Origin of the sequence: Paenibacillus pasadenensis DSM 19293 (genome assembly GCF_000422485.1) — a bacterium.
Taxonomy (GTDB): Bacteria; Bacillota; Bacilli; order Paenibacillales; family Paenibacillaceae; genus Paenibacillus_O; species Paenibacillus_O pasadenensis.
Genome location: NZ_AULW01000058.1, coordinates 54464 through 71802, shown reverse-complemented (window position 1 = coordinate 71802; position 17339 = coordinate 54464). Strand labels below are relative to the sequence as shown.

At 56.9% G+C, this 17339-nt stretch carries 25 protein-coding genes and 1 rRNA gene; 2 read left to right on the top strand and 24 right to left on the bottom strand.

Annotated features, from left to right (window positions below):
* Together H582_RS0108695 and H582_RS0108690 are read right to left on the bottom strand one after the other, a co-directional pair.
* Positions 1-70, bottom strand: a 16S ribosomal RNA gene (locus H582_RS0108695); the annotation flags it as partial.
* A 280-nt stretch (positions 71-350) separates the two neighbouring features.
* A complete protein-coding gene (locus tag H582_RS0108690) occupies positions 351-575 on the bottom strand; it encodes a hypothetical protein (RefSeq protein WP_028598233.1) in 225 nt (74 codons plus the stop codon).
* Positions 576-767: 192 nt separating this feature from the next.
* Here H582_RS0108690 and pdaB point away from each other — a divergent pair, with 192 nt between their 5' ends.
* Positions 768-1571: a polysaccharide deacetylase family sporulation protein PdaB gene (gene pdaB, locus H582_RS0108685; protein WP_028598232.1), complete on the top strand. Its 804-nt coding sequence runs from the start codon at positions 768-770 to the stop codon at positions 1569-1571.
* Between the two features lie 10 nt (positions 1572-1581).
* Here pdaB and H582_RS0108680 read toward each other — a convergent pair whose 3' ends face one another.
* On the bottom strand, positions 1582-2223 hold the full coding sequence (locus H582_RS0108680) for a KinB-signaling pathway activation protein (protein ID WP_028598231.1): 642 nt from the start codon (positions 2221-2223) through the stop codon (positions 1582-1584).
* A 174-nt stretch (positions 2224-2397) separates the two neighbouring features.
* Here H582_RS0108680 and gerD point away from each other — a divergent pair, with 174 nt between their 5' ends.
* Positions 2398-3105 carry a spore germination lipoprotein GerD gene (gerD, locus tag H582_RS0108675; RefSeq protein WP_028598230.1) on the top strand — a complete coding sequence of 236 codons (708 nt, stop codon included), beginning with the start codon at positions 2398-2400 and terminating at the stop codon, positions 3103-3105.
* A gap of 75 nt (positions 3106-3180) precedes the next feature.
* Here gerD and H582_RS0108670 read toward each other — a convergent pair whose 3' ends face one another.
* From H582_RS0108670 to rpsE, 21 genes are all read right to left on the bottom strand, one after another.
* The gene (locus tag H582_RS0108670; RefSeq protein ID WP_028598229.1) at positions 3181-4296 is read right to left on the bottom strand and encodes an Mrp/NBP35 family ATP-binding protein; all 1116 of its coding nucleotides are present in this window, start codon (positions 4294-4296) and stop codon (positions 3181-3183) included.
* A gap of 105 nt (positions 4297-4401) precedes the next feature.
* Positions 4402-5229, bottom strand: a complete 828-nt coding sequence (gene cwlD / locus H582_RS26675) for an N-acetylmuramoyl-L-alanine amidase CwlD (RefSeq protein ID WP_052333084.1) — start codon at positions 5227-5229, stop codon at positions 4402-4404.
* A gap of 116 nt (positions 5230-5345) precedes the next feature.
* Positions 5346-6515, bottom strand: coding sequence for a sulfate adenylyltransferase (gene sat, locus H582_RS0108660; protein WP_028598228.1), 1170 nt, complete (start codon positions 6513-6515; stop codon positions 5346-5348).
* Positions 6516-6538: 23 nt separating this feature from the next.
* Positions 6539-7231, bottom strand: coding sequence for a phosphoadenylyl-sulfate reductase (locus tag H582_RS0108655; RefSeq protein ID WP_028598227.1), 693 nt, complete (start codon positions 7229-7231; stop codon positions 6539-6541).
* Between the two features lie 152 nt (positions 7232-7383).
* A complete protein-coding gene (locus tag H582_RS0108650; protein WP_028598226.1) occupies positions 7384-8361 on the bottom strand; it encodes a nucleoside hydrolase in 978 nt (325 codons plus the stop codon).
* 134 nt (positions 8362-8495) lie between these two features.
* Positions 8496-8888 carry a 30S ribosomal protein S9 gene (rpsI, locus tag H582_RS0108645; protein ID WP_028598225.1) on the bottom strand — a complete coding sequence of 131 codons (393 nt, stop codon included), beginning with the start codon at positions 8886-8888 and terminating at the stop codon, positions 8496-8498.
* An 18-nt stretch (positions 8889-8906) separates the two neighbouring features.
* The gene (gene rplM, locus H582_RS0108640) at positions 8907-9344 is read right to left on the bottom strand and encodes a 50S ribosomal protein L13 (RefSeq protein ID WP_028598224.1); all 438 of its coding nucleotides are present in this window, start codon (positions 9342-9344) and stop codon (positions 8907-8909) included.
* A gap of 190 nt (positions 9345-9534) precedes the next feature.
* A complete protein-coding gene (gene truA, locus H582_RS0108635) occupies positions 9535-10290 on the bottom strand; it encodes a tRNA pseudouridine(38-40) synthase TruA (protein ID WP_028598223.1) in 756 nt (251 codons plus the stop codon).
* 126 nt (positions 10291-10416) lie between these two features.
* Positions 10417-10782 carry a 50S ribosomal protein L17 gene (gene rplQ, locus H582_RS0108630; RefSeq protein WP_028598222.1) on the bottom strand — a complete coding sequence of 122 codons (366 nt, stop codon included), beginning with the start codon at positions 10780-10782 and terminating at the stop codon, positions 10417-10419.
* Positions 10783-10801: 19 nt separating this feature from the next.
* On the bottom strand, positions 10802-11746 hold the full coding sequence (locus H582_RS0108625; protein WP_028598221.1) for a DNA-directed RNA polymerase subunit alpha: 945 nt from the start codon (positions 11744-11746) through the stop codon (positions 10802-10804).
* Positions 11747-11875: 129 nt separating this feature from the next.
* Positions 11876-12271 carry a 30S ribosomal protein S11 gene (rpsK, locus tag H582_RS0108620; protein ID WP_028598220.1) on the bottom strand — a complete coding sequence of 132 codons (396 nt, stop codon included), beginning with the start codon at positions 12269-12271 and terminating at the stop codon, positions 11876-11878.
* A 19-nt stretch (positions 12272-12290) separates the two neighbouring features.
* Positions 12291-12659, bottom strand: a complete 369-nt coding sequence (rpsM, locus tag H582_RS0108615; protein ID WP_028598219.1) for a 30S ribosomal protein S13 — start codon at positions 12657-12659, stop codon at positions 12291-12293.
* A gap of 18 nt (positions 12660-12677) precedes the next feature.
* Positions 12678-12791, bottom strand: coding sequence for a 50S ribosomal protein L36 (gene rpmJ, locus H582_RS30850; protein WP_021296640.1), 114 nt, complete (start codon positions 12789-12791; stop codon positions 12678-12680).
* A 41-nt stretch (positions 12792-12832) separates the two neighbouring features.
* The gene (infA, locus tag H582_RS0108610) at positions 12833-13048 is read right to left on the bottom strand and encodes a translation initiation factor IF-1 (protein ID WP_015847200.1); all 216 of its coding nucleotides are present in this window, start codon (positions 13046-13048) and stop codon (positions 12833-12835) included.
* Positions 13026-13331, bottom strand: a complete 306-nt coding sequence (locus H582_RS0108605) for a KOW domain-containing RNA-binding protein (protein WP_028598218.1) — start codon at positions 13329-13331, stop codon at positions 13026-13028. Before H582_RS0108605 ends, infA begins: the two co-directional genes overlap by 23 nt.
* 4 nt (positions 13332-13335) lie before the next feature.
* Positions 13336-14094, bottom strand: a complete 759-nt coding sequence (gene map / locus H582_RS0108600; RefSeq protein WP_028598217.1) for a type I methionyl aminopeptidase — start codon at positions 14092-14094, stop codon at positions 13336-13338.
* The gene (locus tag H582_RS0108595; RefSeq protein ID WP_028598216.1) at positions 14091-14744 is read right to left on the bottom strand and encodes an adenylate kinase; all 654 of its coding nucleotides are present in this window, start codon (positions 14742-14744) and stop codon (positions 14091-14093) included. The genes map and H582_RS0108595 overlap by 4 nt, the downstream gene beginning before the upstream one ends.
* Before the next feature lie 92 nt (positions 14745-14836).
* Positions 14837-16138 carry a preprotein translocase subunit SecY gene (gene secY / locus H582_RS0108590; RefSeq protein WP_028598215.1) on the bottom strand — a complete coding sequence of 434 codons (1302 nt, stop codon included), beginning with the start codon at positions 16136-16138 and terminating at the stop codon, positions 14837-14839.
* The gene (gene rplO / locus H582_RS0108585) at positions 16139-16579 is read right to left on the bottom strand and encodes a 50S ribosomal protein L15 (RefSeq protein WP_028598214.1); all 441 of its coding nucleotides are present in this window, start codon (positions 16577-16579) and stop codon (positions 16139-16141) included.
* Positions 16580-16641: 62 nt separating this feature from the next.
* Positions 16642-16821 carry a 50S ribosomal protein L30 gene (rpmD, locus tag H582_RS0108580; RefSeq protein WP_028598213.1) on the bottom strand — a complete coding sequence of 60 codons (180 nt, stop codon included), beginning with the start codon at positions 16819-16821 and terminating at the stop codon, positions 16642-16644.
* Positions 16822-16833: 12 nt separating this feature from the next.
* A complete protein-coding gene (rpsE, locus tag H582_RS0108575; protein ID WP_028598212.1) occupies positions 16834-17334 on the bottom strand; it encodes a 30S ribosomal protein S5 in 501 nt (166 codons plus the stop codon).
* Positions 17335-17339: the final 5 nt, after the last annotated feature.

Sequence of the window (17339 nt, the reverse complement as noted above, 5' to 3'; positions counted from 1 at the left end):
TCCGCTCGACTTGCATGTATTAGGCACGCCGCCAGCGTTCGTCCTGAGCCAGGATCAAACTCTCCATAAAGGTAGTTCGACTTGCTCATTTATGATGCTGACTTGCTTCACTCGTTGTTCAGTTTTCAAAGAACAAATTCTTTCCCTTCGCTCTTTCGAGCAAGGACTTTCATACTTTATCACAGCTCTGCATTCTTTTGCAAGTTGTTTTTTTAAAACAGCTTGTTGGAACCGCATTGCCGTGTTTCGTTTTCAAGTCCCTTTCGAAGGGGCGAGAATTAATTTACCACAGCCTGTCCAAGGGCGTCAACCCTTTATTTCGCTTTTTATCCATCATGCCTCAAACGGCCTTATTGCTGGTTATGCTTGACCCTGAGCGCATACCGGGAAAGCTCCCGCGGAGTGGCGATGCGGGCGAACATCCGAAAGACGATGCGGTATCGCCTCGTAATCGCCTGCTTGATCTCGCCGTCCAGCCTCGAATCGCCCAGATCGAGCAGCATTTCATCCAGTTCCTTGCGCAAAACATAGTCCAGTTCTTTGCATTCTTTCTCGTTGAACAGTATTCCGAGCATTAACCGTCCTCCTAGGCGCAATCGATTCAAATCCCGAGCCTTGCCGTACAGCCTTACTGTTATGCTCAAATAATGGAAACTTTATTACATGATTCTGCCGCGGCCAAAGCGGCATATCTGAACGGTCCGAGCATATCTTGTACTAGACCAAGCCTCGATGCCAGCTTCCCAGGAGAGGAGACAAGACGCGAGATGAATTCGTTCTATGTATTCAACGGCCGCAAGATCAGACGGTACTTCTTCCTGTTCGCAGCCGTCGTGTTCGCCGCAGGTGTCATCTATACGGAAAAGGACCACATCACGGTATTCGCGGATGATCAGCCGGCCGCCATCTACAATGTTCCGACCGAAAAGAAGGTGATCGCGCTCACCTTCGACATCAGCTGGGGCGACAAGCGGGCCGAGCCGATCCTGAACATCCTGAAGGAGAAGGGCGTCAAAAATACGACCTTTTTCCTGTCCGCCCCGTGGGCGCAGACCCATCCCCAGCTGGTGAAGGCCATTCAGGAGAACGGCTTCGAAATCGGCAGCCACGGCAACAAGCATGACAACTACAGCAAGCTGACGGACGAGGAGCTGCAGGCTCAGCTGCAGACGGCCCACGCCATCTTGACCCAGGAAACGGGAAAAGCACCGCAGCTCATCCGTCTCCCGAACGGAGACTTCGACAAGCGGGTGCTTCAGGCATCGGAGAATATGGGCTACAAAGTGATTCAATGGGATACCGACTCCCAAGACTGGATGAACATCGGCACGCAAAATATCGTCGACCGCGTCATGAAGCGAGCTCACCCCGGCGACATCGTGCTGCTGCACGCCAGCGATTCGGTCAAGCAGACGCATGAGGCGCTCCCGCTCATCATCGACCAGCTCCGCGCTCAGGGCTATGAGTTCGTCAGCGTCTCCCAGCTGATCAGCCAGACGGAGGCGAGCGGCAAGGAAGTCCGGGACAATGGCGTCACGACGGAGCCTCAGCCCGTCAGCTTCGACATGTAGGAAATTCGATTCAAGCCGTTTTCGCGCCGCGCGCGGAGGCGGCTTCTTTTTTGTCCGGGGAAGACGTGATCCGCTGCAAGGTCAGGATCTGGTAGGCATTGCATGCGGCTAACGGGATCATCATAAACCAGATGGCGCTCGCGCTGACCTCTCCCCCCTCGCCTTGGAAGCTCGGCCAAGCTTCGATGGAGGTCACGACGATCATGAGGAACAGCGTCGGGATGAATGCCTTGTTGTTGGTCAAGCGGGTCTTCCAGTAGCCGACGCCCCAGGCGACGGCCGCCAGCACGATCGGCAGCGCCCAGAACAGCACCATTCCGGTCTGCTCGCGGGATTGGTACAGCACATAAACGAGGAATCCCAGCGCGAACACGGTCGTATACGCTTGCAGAGCGCTCCAGAGATAGGATTTGCGGAAAACGCTGAGGGCGATGTAATTGACGGTCAGATACGCGAAAAAGCCCATCTGGCTGAACGCGCCGATCAGCAGTCCGACGAGCACCATATTGAAGGTATTGAAGCCTGCGCCCGACCAGCCGTAGGCTCGGAGCGTCTGATCCATGAGCTGCATCGCAAGGCCGGTGACGAGCGTGGCGCCCGCTCCGATAGCCATCGTCGTCCAGAACAGGAAAAACCACTTGCGGATTGTCATTGTTGCTGCATCCTCCCAAACCGAGTTCGATCTGATCATTATCTTACCATGAACGGGTGAAAAAGCTAAGGCTTGGCCCTGATATTCCCCCGCTCCTCCGCGCATACTGTACCTATCCCCGCCGGCTCCAAGCTCCACCCGGACCGGCAAGCGAAGGAAAGGAGCCTCAAGCGCATGAACGTGAAACGGGCCTTGTACGGTATTTTACTCGCTGCCTTGTCCGCAACCCTTCTCTCCGGCTGCGGCGCCGAACCGCAAAGCGGAGGCGGGCAGCAGCTGAGCTATAAAGACATGAAATCGATGGTGATCGACATCCTGAAAACCGAGGACGCGCAAAAAGCGCTTCAAGAAAGCCAGATGAGCGCCTCAGGCACGAGCGAGAGCGGCATCAAGATGCTGTCGATGCAGGACGCCGAAAGCGTGCGGATGGCGGTGAAAGAGACGATTACGTCGCCGGACTACGACAAGGTCATCAAGACGATGATGACCGATACGCGCTTTGCCGGCGAATTCGCCAAGGCGGTCAACAAGCAGAACAAGGATATCCATAAGGAGCTCATGAAGGACCCGGCATATCAGAAAGAGCTCATTGCCGCCATGAAGACGCCGGAAATGGACAAGATGATCCTTGAGGTGCTGATGAGCGGCCAGTATCGCAAGCAGGTCATGACGATCATGCAGGAGTCGATGTCCAATCCGCTCTTCCGCGTGGAGATTTTGGATCTGCTGAAAAAGGCGGTTCAGGAAGAGCTGCGCGTCAAGCCGGAGGAGAAGGTCGATACGAAGTCCTCTTCGGGAAGCGGCCAGGAAGGCGGGAGCGGCGGAGAAGAGGGCGGCGGCGAGGAAGGCAGCGAGGAGAGCAGCGAAGAATCATCGACGTAGGCTCATGCGGGCTCGAATGCAAAAGCAGTCCCCTACCCGAGGGGACTGCTTTTTTTACGATATAGGCGGGCGGGCTTACCAGGTCCTGGCGATGACCCGATCGGCCAGCTCCAGGTAGAGCTGTCCCGTTTCGGTTTCGGCTTTGTAGACGGAAGGGGAGAAGTCCCGCTCCGACACATGGTTGTCCGGAGCGCCAAGCGGAATCTGCGCCAGCAAATCGGTGTGGAGGTTTTCCGCGAGGCGGGCTCCTCCCCCTTTGCCGAACACATATTCCTTTTCGCCCGTCGATGGGCTCAAGTAATACGACATGTTCTCCACGACGCCGAGAATCTCATGCTCCGTGTGCAGCGCCATCGCGCCGGCACGGGCAGCGACGAACGCCGCTGTCGCATGCGGAGTCGTCACGATGATCTCCTTGCTCTGCGGGAGGATCTGATGCACGTCGAGAGCGACGTCGCCCGTGCCCGGCGGCAGGTCGAGCAGCAGGTAATCCAGCTCTCCCCACTCGACTTCTTGGAAAAAGTTGCGCAGCATGCGGCCGAGCATCGGCCCGCGCCATACGATCGGGCTGTTGTCCTCGACGAAAAAGCCCATCGAGATGACCTTGACGCCGAAGCGCTCGATCGGCTGAATGCGGCCGTCGACGACTTCCGGCCGCTCCTCGATGCCCATCATGTCAGGCACGCTGAAGCCGTAGATGTCGGCGTCGACGAGTCCGACGCGCTTGCCCCTGCGGGCCAGCGCCACCGCGAGGTTGACGGTGACGGTCGATTTGCCGACGCCGCCCTTGCCGCTGGCGATGGCGATGAATTCCGTGCCGCTCTCCGCGGAGAGCAGCGGCACGCCCTCCAGGCCCGCCCCGTGGCCTCGCACGGGGGCGGCGCCTGCAGCGCCTGGCGCGGCGGCAGCGCTCGGCGCCGCGCCAGGGGAGGCCCCGGCAGGGGCGGCAGGCTGCGCCGCCGCTGCCGGGGCTTCCAGGGGCCGGAACCGCAGATGCGCGGTCTCGGCCCCTGCCTGCGCGAGCGCTTCGCGCAGCGCGGCTTCCAGCGGCGCGCGCTCGGCGCCGCTCGGGACGAGGACCGTCAGCGAAGCTTGACGGTCCTTGGCCATAATGTCGCGGACGGTCGTTCCGTCCGCGAAGCGAGCCGTGACAGCATTCACGGCTTCCAATACTTGTTCGCGTGTGAGCATAGTTGCGGTCTCCACCTTCCGGCATGCATCGAAGCGGCGGACTTTCGCGCCGGCCGCTTCGAATGGGTATGCTCCTAGTATAGCATACCGGAAGCTCCGCTTTCCTTACGGCCGCGCCGCCTTGTCCGTCGTTCCGGCTGGACGCTCGCCGCTGCTGTAACGCAGGATCCCCTTGTAGATGGAGGCCGCGACCTGCCGCTGGTACGTGCCGTCGGCCAGCCGCGCCGCTTCTCCGGGATGGGAAAGGAATCCGACCTCGACAAGAGCGCTTGGAGCCGTCTTGACCGCCTTGAGGAGATAAACCGTATTCGGCGCCTTGGCCGCGGAACGATTCGTATTGGCCAGATTGAGCCTGATCTCGTCTTGGATCAGATAGGCAAGCGCCGGGTTGCCCTCATGGTTCGGATAATAGAACGTCTGCGCCCCGGACCATCTGGGCGAGGGGATGCTGTTCATGTGGATGCTGACCATGAGATCGGCCTTCTTCTCCTCCACGAAGCGCGCTCTGGCGACGAGATCTTCCGTCTTGCGGCTTTTGTATCCTTTGGTCTCCGCTCCCGCCAGATCCTGATCCCCTTCCCTCGTCACATAGACGATCGCGCCGGCTTGCTGCAAATAATCCCGCAGCTGAAGCGCGATCGCCAGATTGAGGTCTTTTTCGATCAGCCCGCTCTTGCTGACCGCCCCGCCGTCAGGACCGCCATGCCCGGCGTCAAGCACGACCGTCTTGCCGCTGAGCGGAAGCGTCCAAGTCGTTCCGATGCTGGCCGAAGGCAGCTGCGTCAGCAGCAGTCCGCCGAGGACAAGCAGCATCAGCGAGGCGAGTCCGATTCGGGACCAGCCGCGCGAGCTGATCCAGACGACGAGCCGTCGACGAGTCGGATACAGTCCATGCCTTCCTTCCCGGCCTATTTTATCTCGAACGTCCTGCATAATAAAAAACACCCCATCCCGCGTCGATGATCGGCTCAGGCTTATCCAAGCCTATCGCTATCATCCACTATATGGGACAGGGTGCTGCTTCATGCCTCGAACAGGGGCGCTGCCGCTTAGGAATGCGCCGGCTGCTCCTGCATGCCCTCGATCAGGATCTGCGCGACCTCGGGCCGGGAGAACTCCGGAGGCGGGCAAATGCCGGCGCGCAGCATCTCGCGGACTTTGGTGCCGGACAGCGCGACATGCTCCGACTTGTCATGCGGACACGTTTTGCTGGTCGCCATGTTGCCGCATTTCCTGCAGAAGAAGCTGTGCTCGAAATAAAGCGGCGTAATGTCGAGATCCTCGGCCGCGAACGTCTTGAGCAGCTCCTGCGCCTCGTACGTGCCGTAGTAGTCGCCTACGCCCGCATGATCGCGTCCGACAATGAAATGCGTGCAGCCGTAATTCTTGCGCACGAGCGCATGGAAGATCGCTTCGCGCGGCCCGGCATAGCGCATCGCTGCAGGAAAGACGCCAAGGAACGTGCGGCTCTCCGGATAGTAATTTTCCAGAAGCGCCACATAGCTCTTCATACGGACGTTGGCCGGCACGTCATCCGACTTCGTCTCTCCGACGAGCGGGTTCAGGAATAGGCCGTCTACGATCTCCATCGCGCATTTTTGAATGAATTCATGGGCGCGGTGGACCGGGTTGCGGGTTTGGAAGCCGACGACGGTTTTCCAGCCTTTTTCGGCGAAGATGCGACGGGTATCGCTCGGATCGAAATAAAACTCGCCGAACTTCTCCGGCTGCGGACGGTTCAGGACGGTGATCGGACCGCCCACGTACGTGCTGGAGCGGGAGAACAGCTTTTTGACGCCGGGATGCTCCAGATCGTCCGTCTTGAACACCTGCACCGCTTCGCGGCGCTGATCGACGGTGTAGATGCTTGCCACGTCGAGCAGGCCATAAACGACGCCATCCTCGCCCTTCAGCGCGACCCGCTGGCCGATCTTCAGCTCGGCTGCCGTCTGCTCGTCGATCGGAAGCGTAATTGGAATGCTCCAGACGATGCCGCTTTCGAGCCGCATCCGTTCGACGACTGAATGGTAATCGGCCTCCGTGAGGAAGCCCTCCAGCGGGGAAAAGGCTCCGACGCCGATCAGATCCAGATCGGAGACGGTCCAGCTGTCTACCGTCAGGCTTGTGAGCTGACTTGCTTCCACGAGCAGCTGCTCCCGCTGCTCGCCGGCGGCGATCCGGTTGACGAGTACTCCGCCATGGGGCTTGATGCTAGACATGATTCCGTTATCCTCCCTTGGGCTCACTTGTGCAGGCCGCATTCGGTTTTGTCGCTGCCCGACCAGCGTCCCGCGCGCGGGTCTTCGCCCGGCGCGACCTGACGCGTGCACTGCTCGCAGCCGATGCTCGGGAAGTTGCGGTCATGGAGCGGGTTGTAGATGATGTCGTTGCTGCGGATATAGTCCCATACATCGTCCGAAGTCCAATGGGCGATCGGATTGAACTTGACGAGGCCGAATTTCGTGTCGTATTCGATCTTTTTCGCGTTGGCGCGAGTCGGAGCCTGGTCACGGCGAATGCCGGTAATCCACGCCTCGTATTGCGAAAGGATGCGCGTCAGCGGCTCGACCTTGCGAATGTTGCAGCAGGCGTTCGGATCGCTCTTCCACAGCTCCGCGCCATGCTGAGCCGCTTGCTCCTCCGGCGTGAGCACCGGCTTCACCTGGACGAAACGGATCCCGTAGCGCTGCTCCATGCGATCGCGCGTTTCATACGTTTCCTTGAAGTGGTAATCCGTATCGAGATAAAAAACATCCGTCTTCGGGCTTACTTTGTGCAGCATGTCGACCAGCACGACATCTTCCGCTCCAAAGCTGCAAGCAAACGTTATATTGGGAAACGTCTCGACGGCAAATTTCAGGATCTCCTCCGGCGATGCGGTTTCAAGCTTCACGGCTTGTTCGGCGATCAGCGCCTCTTTTTCCAGCAAGTTCAATGTCCGGTCCCCTCCCCTATGTTAAAACCAAGTAAGTCCGTATGGTTTTAATTATACGGGGTAGACCTCTAATGTTCAATTGCTTAATTGAGGGCAAAATGGCCGAATTTCCGCGTCAGATAAGGATTCTTTATCCTCTGGATAAGGCGTCCTTATACGATTCGATACACTCCGTCACGGTCGGCGCCCCGAGCCAGATCGGTCAAATAACGGAAGAAGGCCTCCGGATCGACATCGTCGACGACAGTTACGATTCGTCCGCCCTCGGAAGGGATGGTCCTTCCCTGCGATGGACCATCCGCCAGGACATCGCAAGCCACTTCATGAGAAGAGACCAGCTCGGGCTTGCCGATGATGGCGGTCGTCAGCACATCCCACAGGTAGTACGTGGAATTGGTCGCGAAATGCACTAGCGGCGGAACGGTCGCGTAGCATTGGCCGAGGAAATCGATGCCCTCGAATCGGCGCAGCTGCGCCCACTCTTTGCGCGTGTCTACTGTCAGCGGAACTTTGTTCGTGCTTTCCAGAGCGACCATCTCGATCTTGATGCCGCTATCCCATACCCGCTTGGCCGCCTCCGGATCCCAGAACGCGTTCCACTCCGCCGTTCCGTCATGCTCCGGTTCATGCACGTTCCCGTCCGGGAGGAACGTTCCGCCCATCCAGTACAGCTTCTCGATCTTGGCTTCGATCGAAGGATCGGCGTCCAGCGCGCGAGCCAGGTCGGTAAGCGGGCCGGTGAACAGCAGCGTCGCCTTTTCCGGGCACTTCGACACCTTTTCGATCAAATCCAGATGCGCCGGCTTGGCGGCTTCCTTCGTCACGACATCGGAGCGCTCGTTGAGCAGCGGCAGCGCGTCGACATAGAACGCATGCATCCTCCAGTCTTTCGGAAACGGATTTTTCCCCCTCGAATTGCTGCGCGCCACTTCAAGTCCCTTGAGCTCGGCACGCCCGTAACGGTCGATGATCTTGCGACTGGCGGAAACGGCTGGCTCGACATAACAGTCCGCATCAATGACCGACACTCCGATCAGGTCGACTTGCTCCATCTGCAGCAAAAGAAAAAGCGAGACGAGGTCGTCTACGCCTCCGTCATGGTTGAAATAAACCGGCAAAGCTTTTGTCATCGTATGTACCTCCCGTGATGTTGGTCGTTCGCAAAAGGACAAGACTGCATCCTGTCTTATTATAGCCTGCCCATAAAACCCTGTCGAAAAAGAAAAAGCCTTTCCCGATGAATCGGGAAAGGCTGTACGTTCGATTAACGTTTGGAGAACTGAGGAGCACGGCGAGCTGCTTTCAGGCCGTATTTCTTCCGTTCTTTCATACGTGGGTCGCGCGTCAGGAAACCAGCGCGCTTCAGAGATGGACGGAACTCCGGATCTGCCTTCAGCAGAGCGCGGGAGATGCCGTGACGAATCGCGCCAGCTTGGCCGGAAGTGCCTCCGCCATGCGCAAGTACGATGATGTCGTATTTGCCGACAGTTTCGGTCAGAACGAGCGGTTGCTTCACGATCAGCTTGAGCGTTTCGAGACCGAAGTACTCGTCCAGCTCGCGCTTGTTGATGATGATGCGTCCTTCACCCGGCACGAGACGTACGCGTGCTACGGAGTGTTTACGACGACCAGTGCCATAGTATTGGACTTGAGCCATTGTAGGGTCCTCCTTCGATTAACCGCGCAGCTCGTAAGCTACCGGATTTTGAGCTTGGTGCGGATGCTCCGAACCAGCGTATACTTTCAGCTTCAGCTTCATTTTGTCGCCCAGACGGTTTTTCGGCAGCATGCCGTGTACCGCATATTCCACAAGGGATTCCGGCTTCTTTTTCAGCTGATCTTTGGCAGGCGTAACTTTCAGGCCGCCCGGATGCATGGAGTGACGGTAGTAGTTCTTGTCATTCCATTTGTTGCCCGTCAGGACGATCTTCTCTGCGTTGATGACGACGACGAAATCGCCCGTGTCAACGTGAGGCGTGAATTGAGGCTTGTGCTTGCCGCGGATCAGGCTGGCGACTTCGCTGGCCAGACGGCCGAGCGTTTGGCCGGATGCGTCGACGACGTGCCAGTTGCGTTGGACTTCGTTCGTCTTCGCCATATAAGTGGTGCGCATGGGAGATCCTCCTTCAATGGTTGGCTTTCGTTTATGGTCAATCTTCGGTTACAGTTCGTAGTCATGTTGGATGCTGCTTGTCTTGCCTATTTCATGGATGTAGGTGCAATTCTTATGCGGGGCTGTGGGAGAGCCAATAAGAAAGCACAAGTTATATATTACAATAAAGGAGAGCCCAGCGCAAGGATTTTTACTTCTCCGCATCGCCATATTCGACATTGATCAACGTCAGTCCGTGAGCGACCGCAGTCGGTCCCGCCAGCAGACGATTCCGTCCCTGCAGCATGCCTGGAATCGCAGCCGGGGCAATCTTGCCTTGTCCGACATGGATGAGCGTGCCGGCTATGATCCGCACCATATTGTAAAGGAAGCCGTTGCCCGTCAAATAAAGCTCCAGCCGCTTTTCCTCTTCCTTCAGCACAGCGCTGTATATCGTCCTCACGTGAGACTTCTCGTCGGCATGATTGGTCGTGAACGAGGTGAAGTCATGCTCGCCTTGCAAATGACGGAGAGCCTCGCGCATCGCAGCGACATCCAGCTTGGGGGAAGGATGATGGAATTCGAAGTTCCGGCGAAACACGTCGTGGAACTTTCCCGTGCAGATCGAGTAGCGGTACGTCTTGCGCTTGGCCGAGAACCGGGAATGAAAAGCATCGGGAACTTCCGCCGCCGACTCCACGACCCGAATATCTTCGGGCAGACGGCTGTTGAGCGCAAGCGCCCACCGTTCGACCGCGATTCGGGAGTCGGTATGGAAATTGAAAACTTGGCCCTCCGCATGCACGCGCGCATCCGTCCTTCCGGATCCGATGATCCTCGTCCGGGTTCCGGTGAGCGTCTCGATCGCCGACTCGATGATGTCCTGGATCGTGTTGCCTCCCGGCTGCGTCTGGAATCCGTTGTAGCGAGTTCCATCGTAGGCGATCTTCATCCGAATGTTTCGCAAGCCGCATTCTCTCCTTGCTGCAATCTACTCCTTGAGCTTGTCCATGAACCCGATTATGGACAAAAGAAAAAAGGTGGCCTCATCGGTCCACCTTTTGCCTGCTGCCCGCGGGCGGCAGTCGCTGGATTAAGCGCGGTCAACCAGTTCCAGGTAGACCATAGGCGCAGAGTCGCCGCGACGAGGTCCCAGCTTGAGGATCCGGGTGTAACCGCCTGCGCGCTCCGTGTAACGGCCCGCCAGTTCGCCAAACAGCTTTTGGATCGCGTCCTGCTCTCCGTCGATCGTCTCGCGGCGCACGTAAGCGGCCACTTGACGACGAGCGTGGAGATCTCCGCGCTTTGCCTTCGTAATGAGTTTCTCTGCGATCGAACGCACTTCTTTGGCTTTCGCCTCCGTCGTTTGAATGCGCTCGTACAGGAAAAGGTCGGTCACAAGGTCACGGAACAGAGCTTTCCGAGCGCTTGCGTCGCGTCCCAGTTTCGAGTATGCCATCGATTTCCCCTCCTTGATGCTATTCTTCTGTGCGGAGGCCCAAACCGAGTTCTTCGAGCTTCTCTTGAACTTCCTCCAAAGACTTGCGGCCCAGGTTGCGGACCTTCATCATGTCTTCTTCGGTTTTCATGGTCAGCTCTTGCACGGTATTGATGCCTGCACGTTTGAGACAGTTGTAGGAACGAACGGACAGGTCCAGCTCCTCGATCGTCATCTCGAGAACCTTTTCCTTTTTGTCCTCTTCCTTCTCAACCATAATTTCCGCGTCTTTGGCTTCATCGGTCAGTCCGACGAACAAGTCCAAATGCTCGGTCAGGATCTTAGCGCCGAGGCTTACGGCCTCTTCCGGACGGATGCTGCCATCGGTCCACACTTCAAGCGTCAGCTTGTCATAGTTGGTGACTTGGCCGACGCGAGTGTTTTCGACGCTATAGTTGACACGGGTAATTGGCGTGTAGATCGAATCAACAGGAATGACGCCAATCGGCTGGTCTTCGCGTTTGTTGCGGTCGGCTTGCACATAACCGCGGCCGCGATTGGCGAAAATCCTCATATGGAGCCGTGCGCCGGAAGCTAAGGTTGCGATATGAAGATCAGGGCTGAGAATCTCGACATCGCTGTCCGCACGGATGTCGCCCGCGGTAACGTTCCCTTCGCCTTCTGCGTCAATTTCCAGTACCTTCTCTTCGTCGGAATGGATTTTGAGCGACAGGCCCTTCAGGTTCAGGATCATTTCGGTCACGTCTTCCATGACTCCTGGAACCGTGGAAAACTCGTGAAGCACTCCGTCAATCTGAACGGACGTCACTGCCGCGCCGGGAAGCGACGAGAGCAGAATGCGGCGAAGCGAGTTTCCGAGAGTCGTCCCGTAGCCCCGTTCGAGAGGCTCGACGACAAATCGGCCATATGCTCCATCGTCACTCAGCTCTACGGTTTCGATTTTCGGCTTTTCGATCTCAATCACTAGTGTACCCTCCTTCAAAACGTCGCTCCGTATCTATAACGTTCCATGGCGTCAAATCTTGTAGTATGCCAAACCTTCACAACCATTATTCACAAGTTGTCGCAATTTGATACCACAGACTTCGACGAACTATACGCGACGGCGTTTCGGCGGACGGCAGCCGTTGTGAGGAACCGGCGTTACGTCTTTGATCAGGTTGACTTCAAGGCCAGCGGCTTGAAGGGAACGGATCGCGGCTTCGCGGCCTGCGCCCGGACCTTTAACCATAACCTCGACGGCTTTCATGCCATGCTCCATAGCGGCTTTCGCAGCGGCTTCGGCAGCCATTTGAGCGGCGAAAGGCGTGCTTTTGCGGGAGCCCTTGTAACCAAGATTGCCGGAGCTCGCCCAGGAGATCGCATTGCCGTGCGGATCCGTGATCGTAACGATCGTATTGTTGAACGTCGAGCGGATGTGGGCAACGCCGGACTCGACGTTTTTCCGATCGCGACGTTTCGTACGTACGACTTTTTTAGCTTTAGCCATTGTTCGTTATCCCCCCTTGTTATTTCTTCTTGTTCGCTACCGTACGACGAGGACCTTTGCGCGTGCGCGCATTCGTCTTCGTGCGTTGTCCGCGAACCGGCAGGCCGCGACGGTGACGGATACCGCGATAGCATCCGATTTCGACGAGGCGCTTGATGTTGAGGGAAATCTCGCGGCGGAGATCGCCTTCCACTTTGACGGATTTGTCGATGACTTCACGCAGCTTGCTCACTTCGTCTTCCGTGAGGTCGCGTACGCGAGTCGCAGCGCTGACGCCCGTTTCGGCCAGAATTTTCTGAGCCGTCGTCTTGCCAATACCGAAGATGTATTGGAGCGCGATTTCAACGCGCTTGTCGCGCGGCAAGTCTACACCAGCAATACGTGCCATGAATCGTTTCCTCCCTTCTTAACCTTGTCTTTGTTTGTGCTTCGGATTTTCGCAGATGACCATAACGTTGCCTTTGCGGCGAATGACTTTGCATTTTTCGCAGATCGGCTTAACCGAAGGTCTGACCTTCATTGTGAATTACCTCCCGAATCCTTCCTCTGCAGGCACGAGGCCTACTTCCGATAGGTGATGCGTCCTCTGGACAGATCGTAAGGCGACAACTGGATAACCACTTTGTCTCCGGTCAGAATACGGATAAAGTGCATTCTGAGCTTGCCGGATACATGAGCGAGAATCTGGTGGCCGTTCTCCAGTTCAACCTTGAACATGGCATTTGGCAACGGCTCGATTACCGTACCTTCGACTTCAATGACGTCTTCCTTGGCCATCCTCATTCTCCTTTCGGCTTGTGTACTTCTGTATGGCGAATCTTAGCTTGGCGTTGGTCACCCGGCCCGTCTCGGACATGCTGTCCGAAACTTCGCTGCTGAGAGCCGGAAGTAACTGAAGATGCTGCATGTTCTTCTTCTTCGGCGAGTCGAAGCGACGCCCGTCTCCATCCGCGATCAGGACGAATTTCTCGTCCAAGACGCCGATGATGACCGCATGGCTGCCCTCGTCCTTGCCTCGAAGCACTTTGACCAGGCGTCCGATCTGAGCAAGCGGATCCAAGACCCTACTTCGCCTCCGGCAGCTTCGTCAAAATCTCGCAACCGTTCTCCGTGACCGCTACCGTGTGCTCGTAATGAGCGCACCAGGAGCCGTCAACCGTTACAACCGTCCAATTGTCCGACAAGGTCTGGACGTAGCGCTCCCCGATGTTCACCATCGGCTCGATGGCCAGCACCATTCCAGGCTTCAGCCGGGGTCCGCGATCCGGAATGCCGTAGTTCGGAATTTGCGGCTCTTCATGAAGATCCTTTCCAATTCCGTGCCCGACATACTCGCGTACAATGGAAAAGCCCGCATCCTCCACCACTTTTTGAATGGCGTGCGAGACCGTATACAGCCGAACATCCGGTTTGACCAGCTCAAGCCCGGCGTACAGCGATCGTTCGGTCACTTCCAGCAGACGTCGAACTTCTTCCGTGACGTCGCCTACCGGATAGGTCCAAGCCGAATCTCCGTGGTAGCCCTCAAACTGGGCGCCGATATCCAGCGTGATGATATCTCCGTCCTTGAGCTTGCGGCTGCCCGGAATGCCGTGCACCAGTTCTTCGTTTACAGAAGCGCAAATGCTGCCAGGAAACTGATTGTAGCCTTTAAAAGATGGAATTGCGTCCTGACTGCGAATGTAGCGATCGGCGATGTCATCCAGCTCACGGGTCGTAACCCCGGCCCGTACCGCGTCCGCCATCAGGCGATGCGTTTCGGCCACGATGCGTCCCGCTTCTCTCATGAATCGCAGTTCGGCTTCAGACTTGCAAATTATCATTCGTTCGAACCCCGCAGACGACCGGCGATGTCGGCGGTGACTTGATCGATTTCCTGCTCTCCGTTCACTTCACGCAGCAGACCTTTGCCGCTGTAGTATTCCAGAAGCGGGGCCGTCTTGGAGATGTATTCGTCCAAGCGGGTGCCGACCTTTTCTTCCGTGTCATCCGAGCGCTGGTACAGCTCTCCGCCATCCTTGTCACAGATGCCTTCCACCTTCGGAGGATTGAACATCACATGATAGGTAGCGCCGCAGGTTTTGCAGATGCGGCGTCCGGTGAGCCGGGCGAGCAGAAGTCCGCGATCGACATGAAGATTGACGACATGATCGATGCTGCGGCCCATTTCGGCCAGCATGACATCAAGCGTTTCGGCTTGCTGAAGCGTCCGCGGAAAGCCATCCAGCAGGAAGCCCTTCTCGCAGTCGGCAAGCAGCAGTCGCTCGCGTACGATGCCATTCGTAATTTCATCCGGAACAAGCAGTCCTTGATCGACGAATTCCTTCGCTTTCTGACCAAGCGGCGTGCCCTGCTTCATCGCCAGCCGGAATGCGTCTCCGGTGGAGATGTGAGGAACGTTGAACTGTTCGACGATTCTCTCGGCCTGGGTACCCTTGCCGGCTCCCGGAGGGCCCATGAAAAGAATGTTCATCCTGTCGTCCTCGCTTTGGCACTATAGGCACGCGCGGGCTGACCTGCAGCTCCCCAAGTGGAGCCGTCAAGCCGCCCGTTCGAAGCCTCGTGTTATTTATTGATGAACCCTTTGTAGTGACGCTTGATCAGCTGGCTCTCGATCTGCTTCATCGTGTCGAGCGCGACGCCGACAACGATCAGCAGCGAAGTACCGCCGAGCTGAATCGTGCGGTCAAGACCGAACAACGAGCCGAAGAACACCGGCAGGATCGAGATGATGGCCAGGAACAGCGCCCCGAACAACGTGATTCTCGACATGACGCGGGTAATGTAGCTCGAGGTAGGCTTGCCCGGACGAACGCCAGGGATGTAGCCGCCATTCTTCTTCATCTGGTCCGCCATCTGTACAGGATTGATCTGCACGAAGGTGTAGAAGAAGGTGAAGCCGATAATCAGTATAACATAGATCACCATTCCAAGCGCCTTATCCGGTGCGAGGTGGGTGATGATCCATTGAGCCCAGTCGTGGCTGGCCCAGAACTGCGCAATTGTGGACGGGAACATCAGCAGCGAGATCGCGAAGATAACCGGGATAACGCCCGCGCCATTCACTTTGAGCGGAATGTGCGTCGATTGGCCGCCGTACATCTTGCGTCCGACAACACGCTTCGCGTATTGCACCGGGATTTTGCGAATCCCTTGCTGGACGATGATGACGCCGATAATCATGAGGATGATCCCAACCAGAATGGCCAGCACCTGGAGGACGCCCAGGAATACCTGGTCCGTCTTATCGACGAAGTACGTCGTGTAGATTTTGCGGATATGGCCCGGCAGGCCAGCGATGATACCCGCGAAGATAATCACCGAGATGCCGTTGCCGATGCCGCGTTCCGTAATCTGCTCTCCGAGCCACATCAGGAATGCCGTACCTGCCGTCAGGACAATCGCGATCATCGCGTATACCGCGAAGTTCGCGTCTTGAACCATCTGGTAGTTGTACATGCGGTTGAAACCAACTGCTGTTGCAAAACCCTGGACAAGACCCAACCCAATCGTACCGTAGCGAGTGATCTGCGCCAGCTTGCGCTTTCCGTTCTCGCCTTCTTTTGCCCATTCTGCGAACTTAGGAATGACATCCATCGAAAGCAGCTGGACAATGATCGACGCCGTAATGTACGGCATGATGCCGATCGCGAAGATCGAGAATTGGAAGAGCGCGCCGCCCGAGAACGTGTTCAGCAAGCCAAAAAGATCTGAGCCTGAGTTGTCAAGTTGGGTGAAGACGTCCTTGTCGATGTTGGGCACCGGAATGAAGGAACCGATGCGGTATACAAGCAAAATGAAAAGGGTAAAGAGGATTCTCCGCCGGAGGTCCTCCACTTTCCAAATGTTTGAAACCGTCTTGAACAATTAGATCACCTCGGTTTGACCGCCGGCAGCCTGGATTTTCTCTACCGCAGATTGAGAGAACTTGTTTGCTTTAACCGTCAGCTTAACCGTTACTTCGCCGTTGCCCAGGATCTTGATGCCGGCTTGAGGATTTTTTACGATCCCTTTAGCGACAAGAATTTCCGGAGTAACTTCGGAGCCAGCTTCAAATACATTGAGCTCTTCGATGTTGACGATCGCGTACTCTTTGCGGAAAGGATTGTTGAAACCACGCTTAGGCAGACGACGATAAAGCGGGTTTTGACCGCCTTCGAAGCCCGGACGGACGCCGCCGCCGGAACGTGCGTTTTGACCTTTGTGGCCTTTGCCTGCGGTTTTGCCGTTGCCGCTGCCGATACCGCGGCCTTTGCGGTATGGAGCTTTGCGGGAACCTTCAGCTGGTTTGAGTTCATGCAGTTTCATCGTTCGTTGCACCTCCTTGTTGCTCTTTGTAAATCTATGGATAGACGATGCTTGATCGTCTCTTATACTTCTTCCACTTTAACCAGGTGACTCACGTGGGTCACCATACCGCGAATCGCGGGGCTGTCGTTATGAACAACCGTTTGGCGGATCTTGCGAAGACCGAGCGACGCGACTGTAGCGCGTTGCTTCTCGTTGCGGCCGATCAGACTGCGGACGAGGGTGATTTGCAATTTAGCCATCGTGTTCCCTCCTTAACCCAGCAGCTCTTCAACCGTTTTTCCGCGAAGCTTGGCAACGTCCTCAGCGCGTTTCAGGCGGGAGAGCCCTTCGAGCGTTGCGTTGACCATGTTCATGGAATTGGAAGAACCGAGGGATTTGGTCAGGATGTCGCCGACTCCTGCCAGCTCGAGCACGGCACGCACAGGGCCGCCAGCGATAACGCCGGTACCTTGGGAAGCCGGTTTGAGCAGAACTTGACCAGCGCCGAAGTGACCGAGCACTTGGTGCGGGATCGTCGTGTTCACGAGCGGGATCGAGATCATGTTTTTCTTCGCATCTTCAATCCCTTTGCGGATCGCGTCTGGAACCTCTTGAGCTTTGCCGATGCCGGCGCCTACATGGCCTTTGCCGTCGCCGACAACGACCAGAGCGCTGAAGCTGAAGCGGCGTCCGCCTTTGACTACTTTCGCTACGCGGTTGATGTGAACCACTTTCTCTTGCAGTTCACCCAGCGCATTTGCATCAATACGCAAGTCGA

Coding starts and splice junctions, on each gene's coding strand:
- gerD (WP_028598230.1), top strand. CDS start 2,398: ATGAACGTGAAACGGGCCTTGTACGGTATTTTACTCGCTGCCTTGTCC.
- H582_RS0108595 (WP_028598216.1), bottom strand. CDS start 14,744: ATGAACATTCTTTTCATGGGCCCTCCGGGAGCCGGCAAGGGTACCCAG.
- H582_RS0108680 (WP_028598231.1), bottom strand. CDS start 2,223: ATGACAATCCGCAAGTGGTTTTTCCTGTTCTGGACGACGATGGCTATC.
- map (WP_028598217.1), bottom strand. CDS start 14,094: ATGATAATTTGCAAGTCTGAAGCCGAACTGCGATTCATGAGAGAAGCG.
- rpsM (WP_028598219.1), bottom strand. CDS start 12,659: ATGGCACGTATTGCTGGTGTAGACTTGCCGCGCGACAAGCGCGTTGAA.
- rpsK (WP_028598220.1), bottom strand. CDS start 12,271: ATGGCTAAAGCTAAAAAAGTCGTACGTACGAAACGTCGCGATCGGAAA.
- rpmJ (WP_021296640.1), bottom strand. CDS start 12,791: ATGAAGGTCAGACCTTCGGTTAAGCCGATCTGCGAAAAATGCAAAGTC.
- rpsI (WP_028598225.1), bottom strand. CDS start 8,888: ATGGCTCAAGTCCAATACTATGGCACTGGTCGTCGTAAACACTCCGTA.
- cwlD (WP_052333084.1), bottom strand. CDS start 5,229: ATGCAGGACGTTCGAGATAAAATAGGCCGGGAAGGAAGGCATGGACTG.
- H582_RS0108670 (WP_028598229.1), bottom strand. CDS start 4,296: ATGCTCACACGCGAACAAGTATTGGAAGCCGTGAATGCTGTCACGGCT.
- infA (WP_015847200.1), bottom strand. CDS start 13,048: ATGGCCAAGGAAGACGTCATTGAAGTCGAAGGTACGGTAATCGAGCCG.
- rplQ (WP_028598222.1), bottom strand. CDS start 10,782: ATGGCATACTCGAAACTGGGACGCGACGCAAGCGCTCGGAAAGCTCTG.
- H582_RS0108690 (WP_028598233.1), bottom strand. CDS start 575: ATGCTCGGAATACTGTTCAACGAGAAAGAATGCAAAGAACTGGACTAT.
- pdaB (WP_028598232.1), top strand. CDS start 768: ATGAATTCGTTCTATGTATTCAACGGCCGCAAGATCAGACGGTACTTC.
- rplM (WP_028598224.1), bottom strand. CDS start 9,344: ATGCGCACCACTTATATGGCGAAGACGAACGAAGTCCAACGCAACTGG.
- H582_RS0108650 (WP_028598226.1), bottom strand. CDS start 8,361: ATGACAAAAGCTTTGCCGGTTTATTTCAACCATGACGGAGGCGTAGAC.
- sat (WP_028598228.1), bottom strand. CDS start 6,515: ATGTCTAGCATCAAGCCCCATGGCGGAGTACTCGTCAACCGGATCGCC.
- rplO (WP_028598214.1), bottom strand. CDS start 16,579: ATGAAACTGCATGAACTCAAACCAGCTGAAGGTTCCCGCAAAGCTCCA.
- rpmD (WP_028598213.1), bottom strand. CDS start 16,821: ATGGCTAAATTGCAAATCACCCTCGTCCGCAGTCTGATCGGCCGCAAC.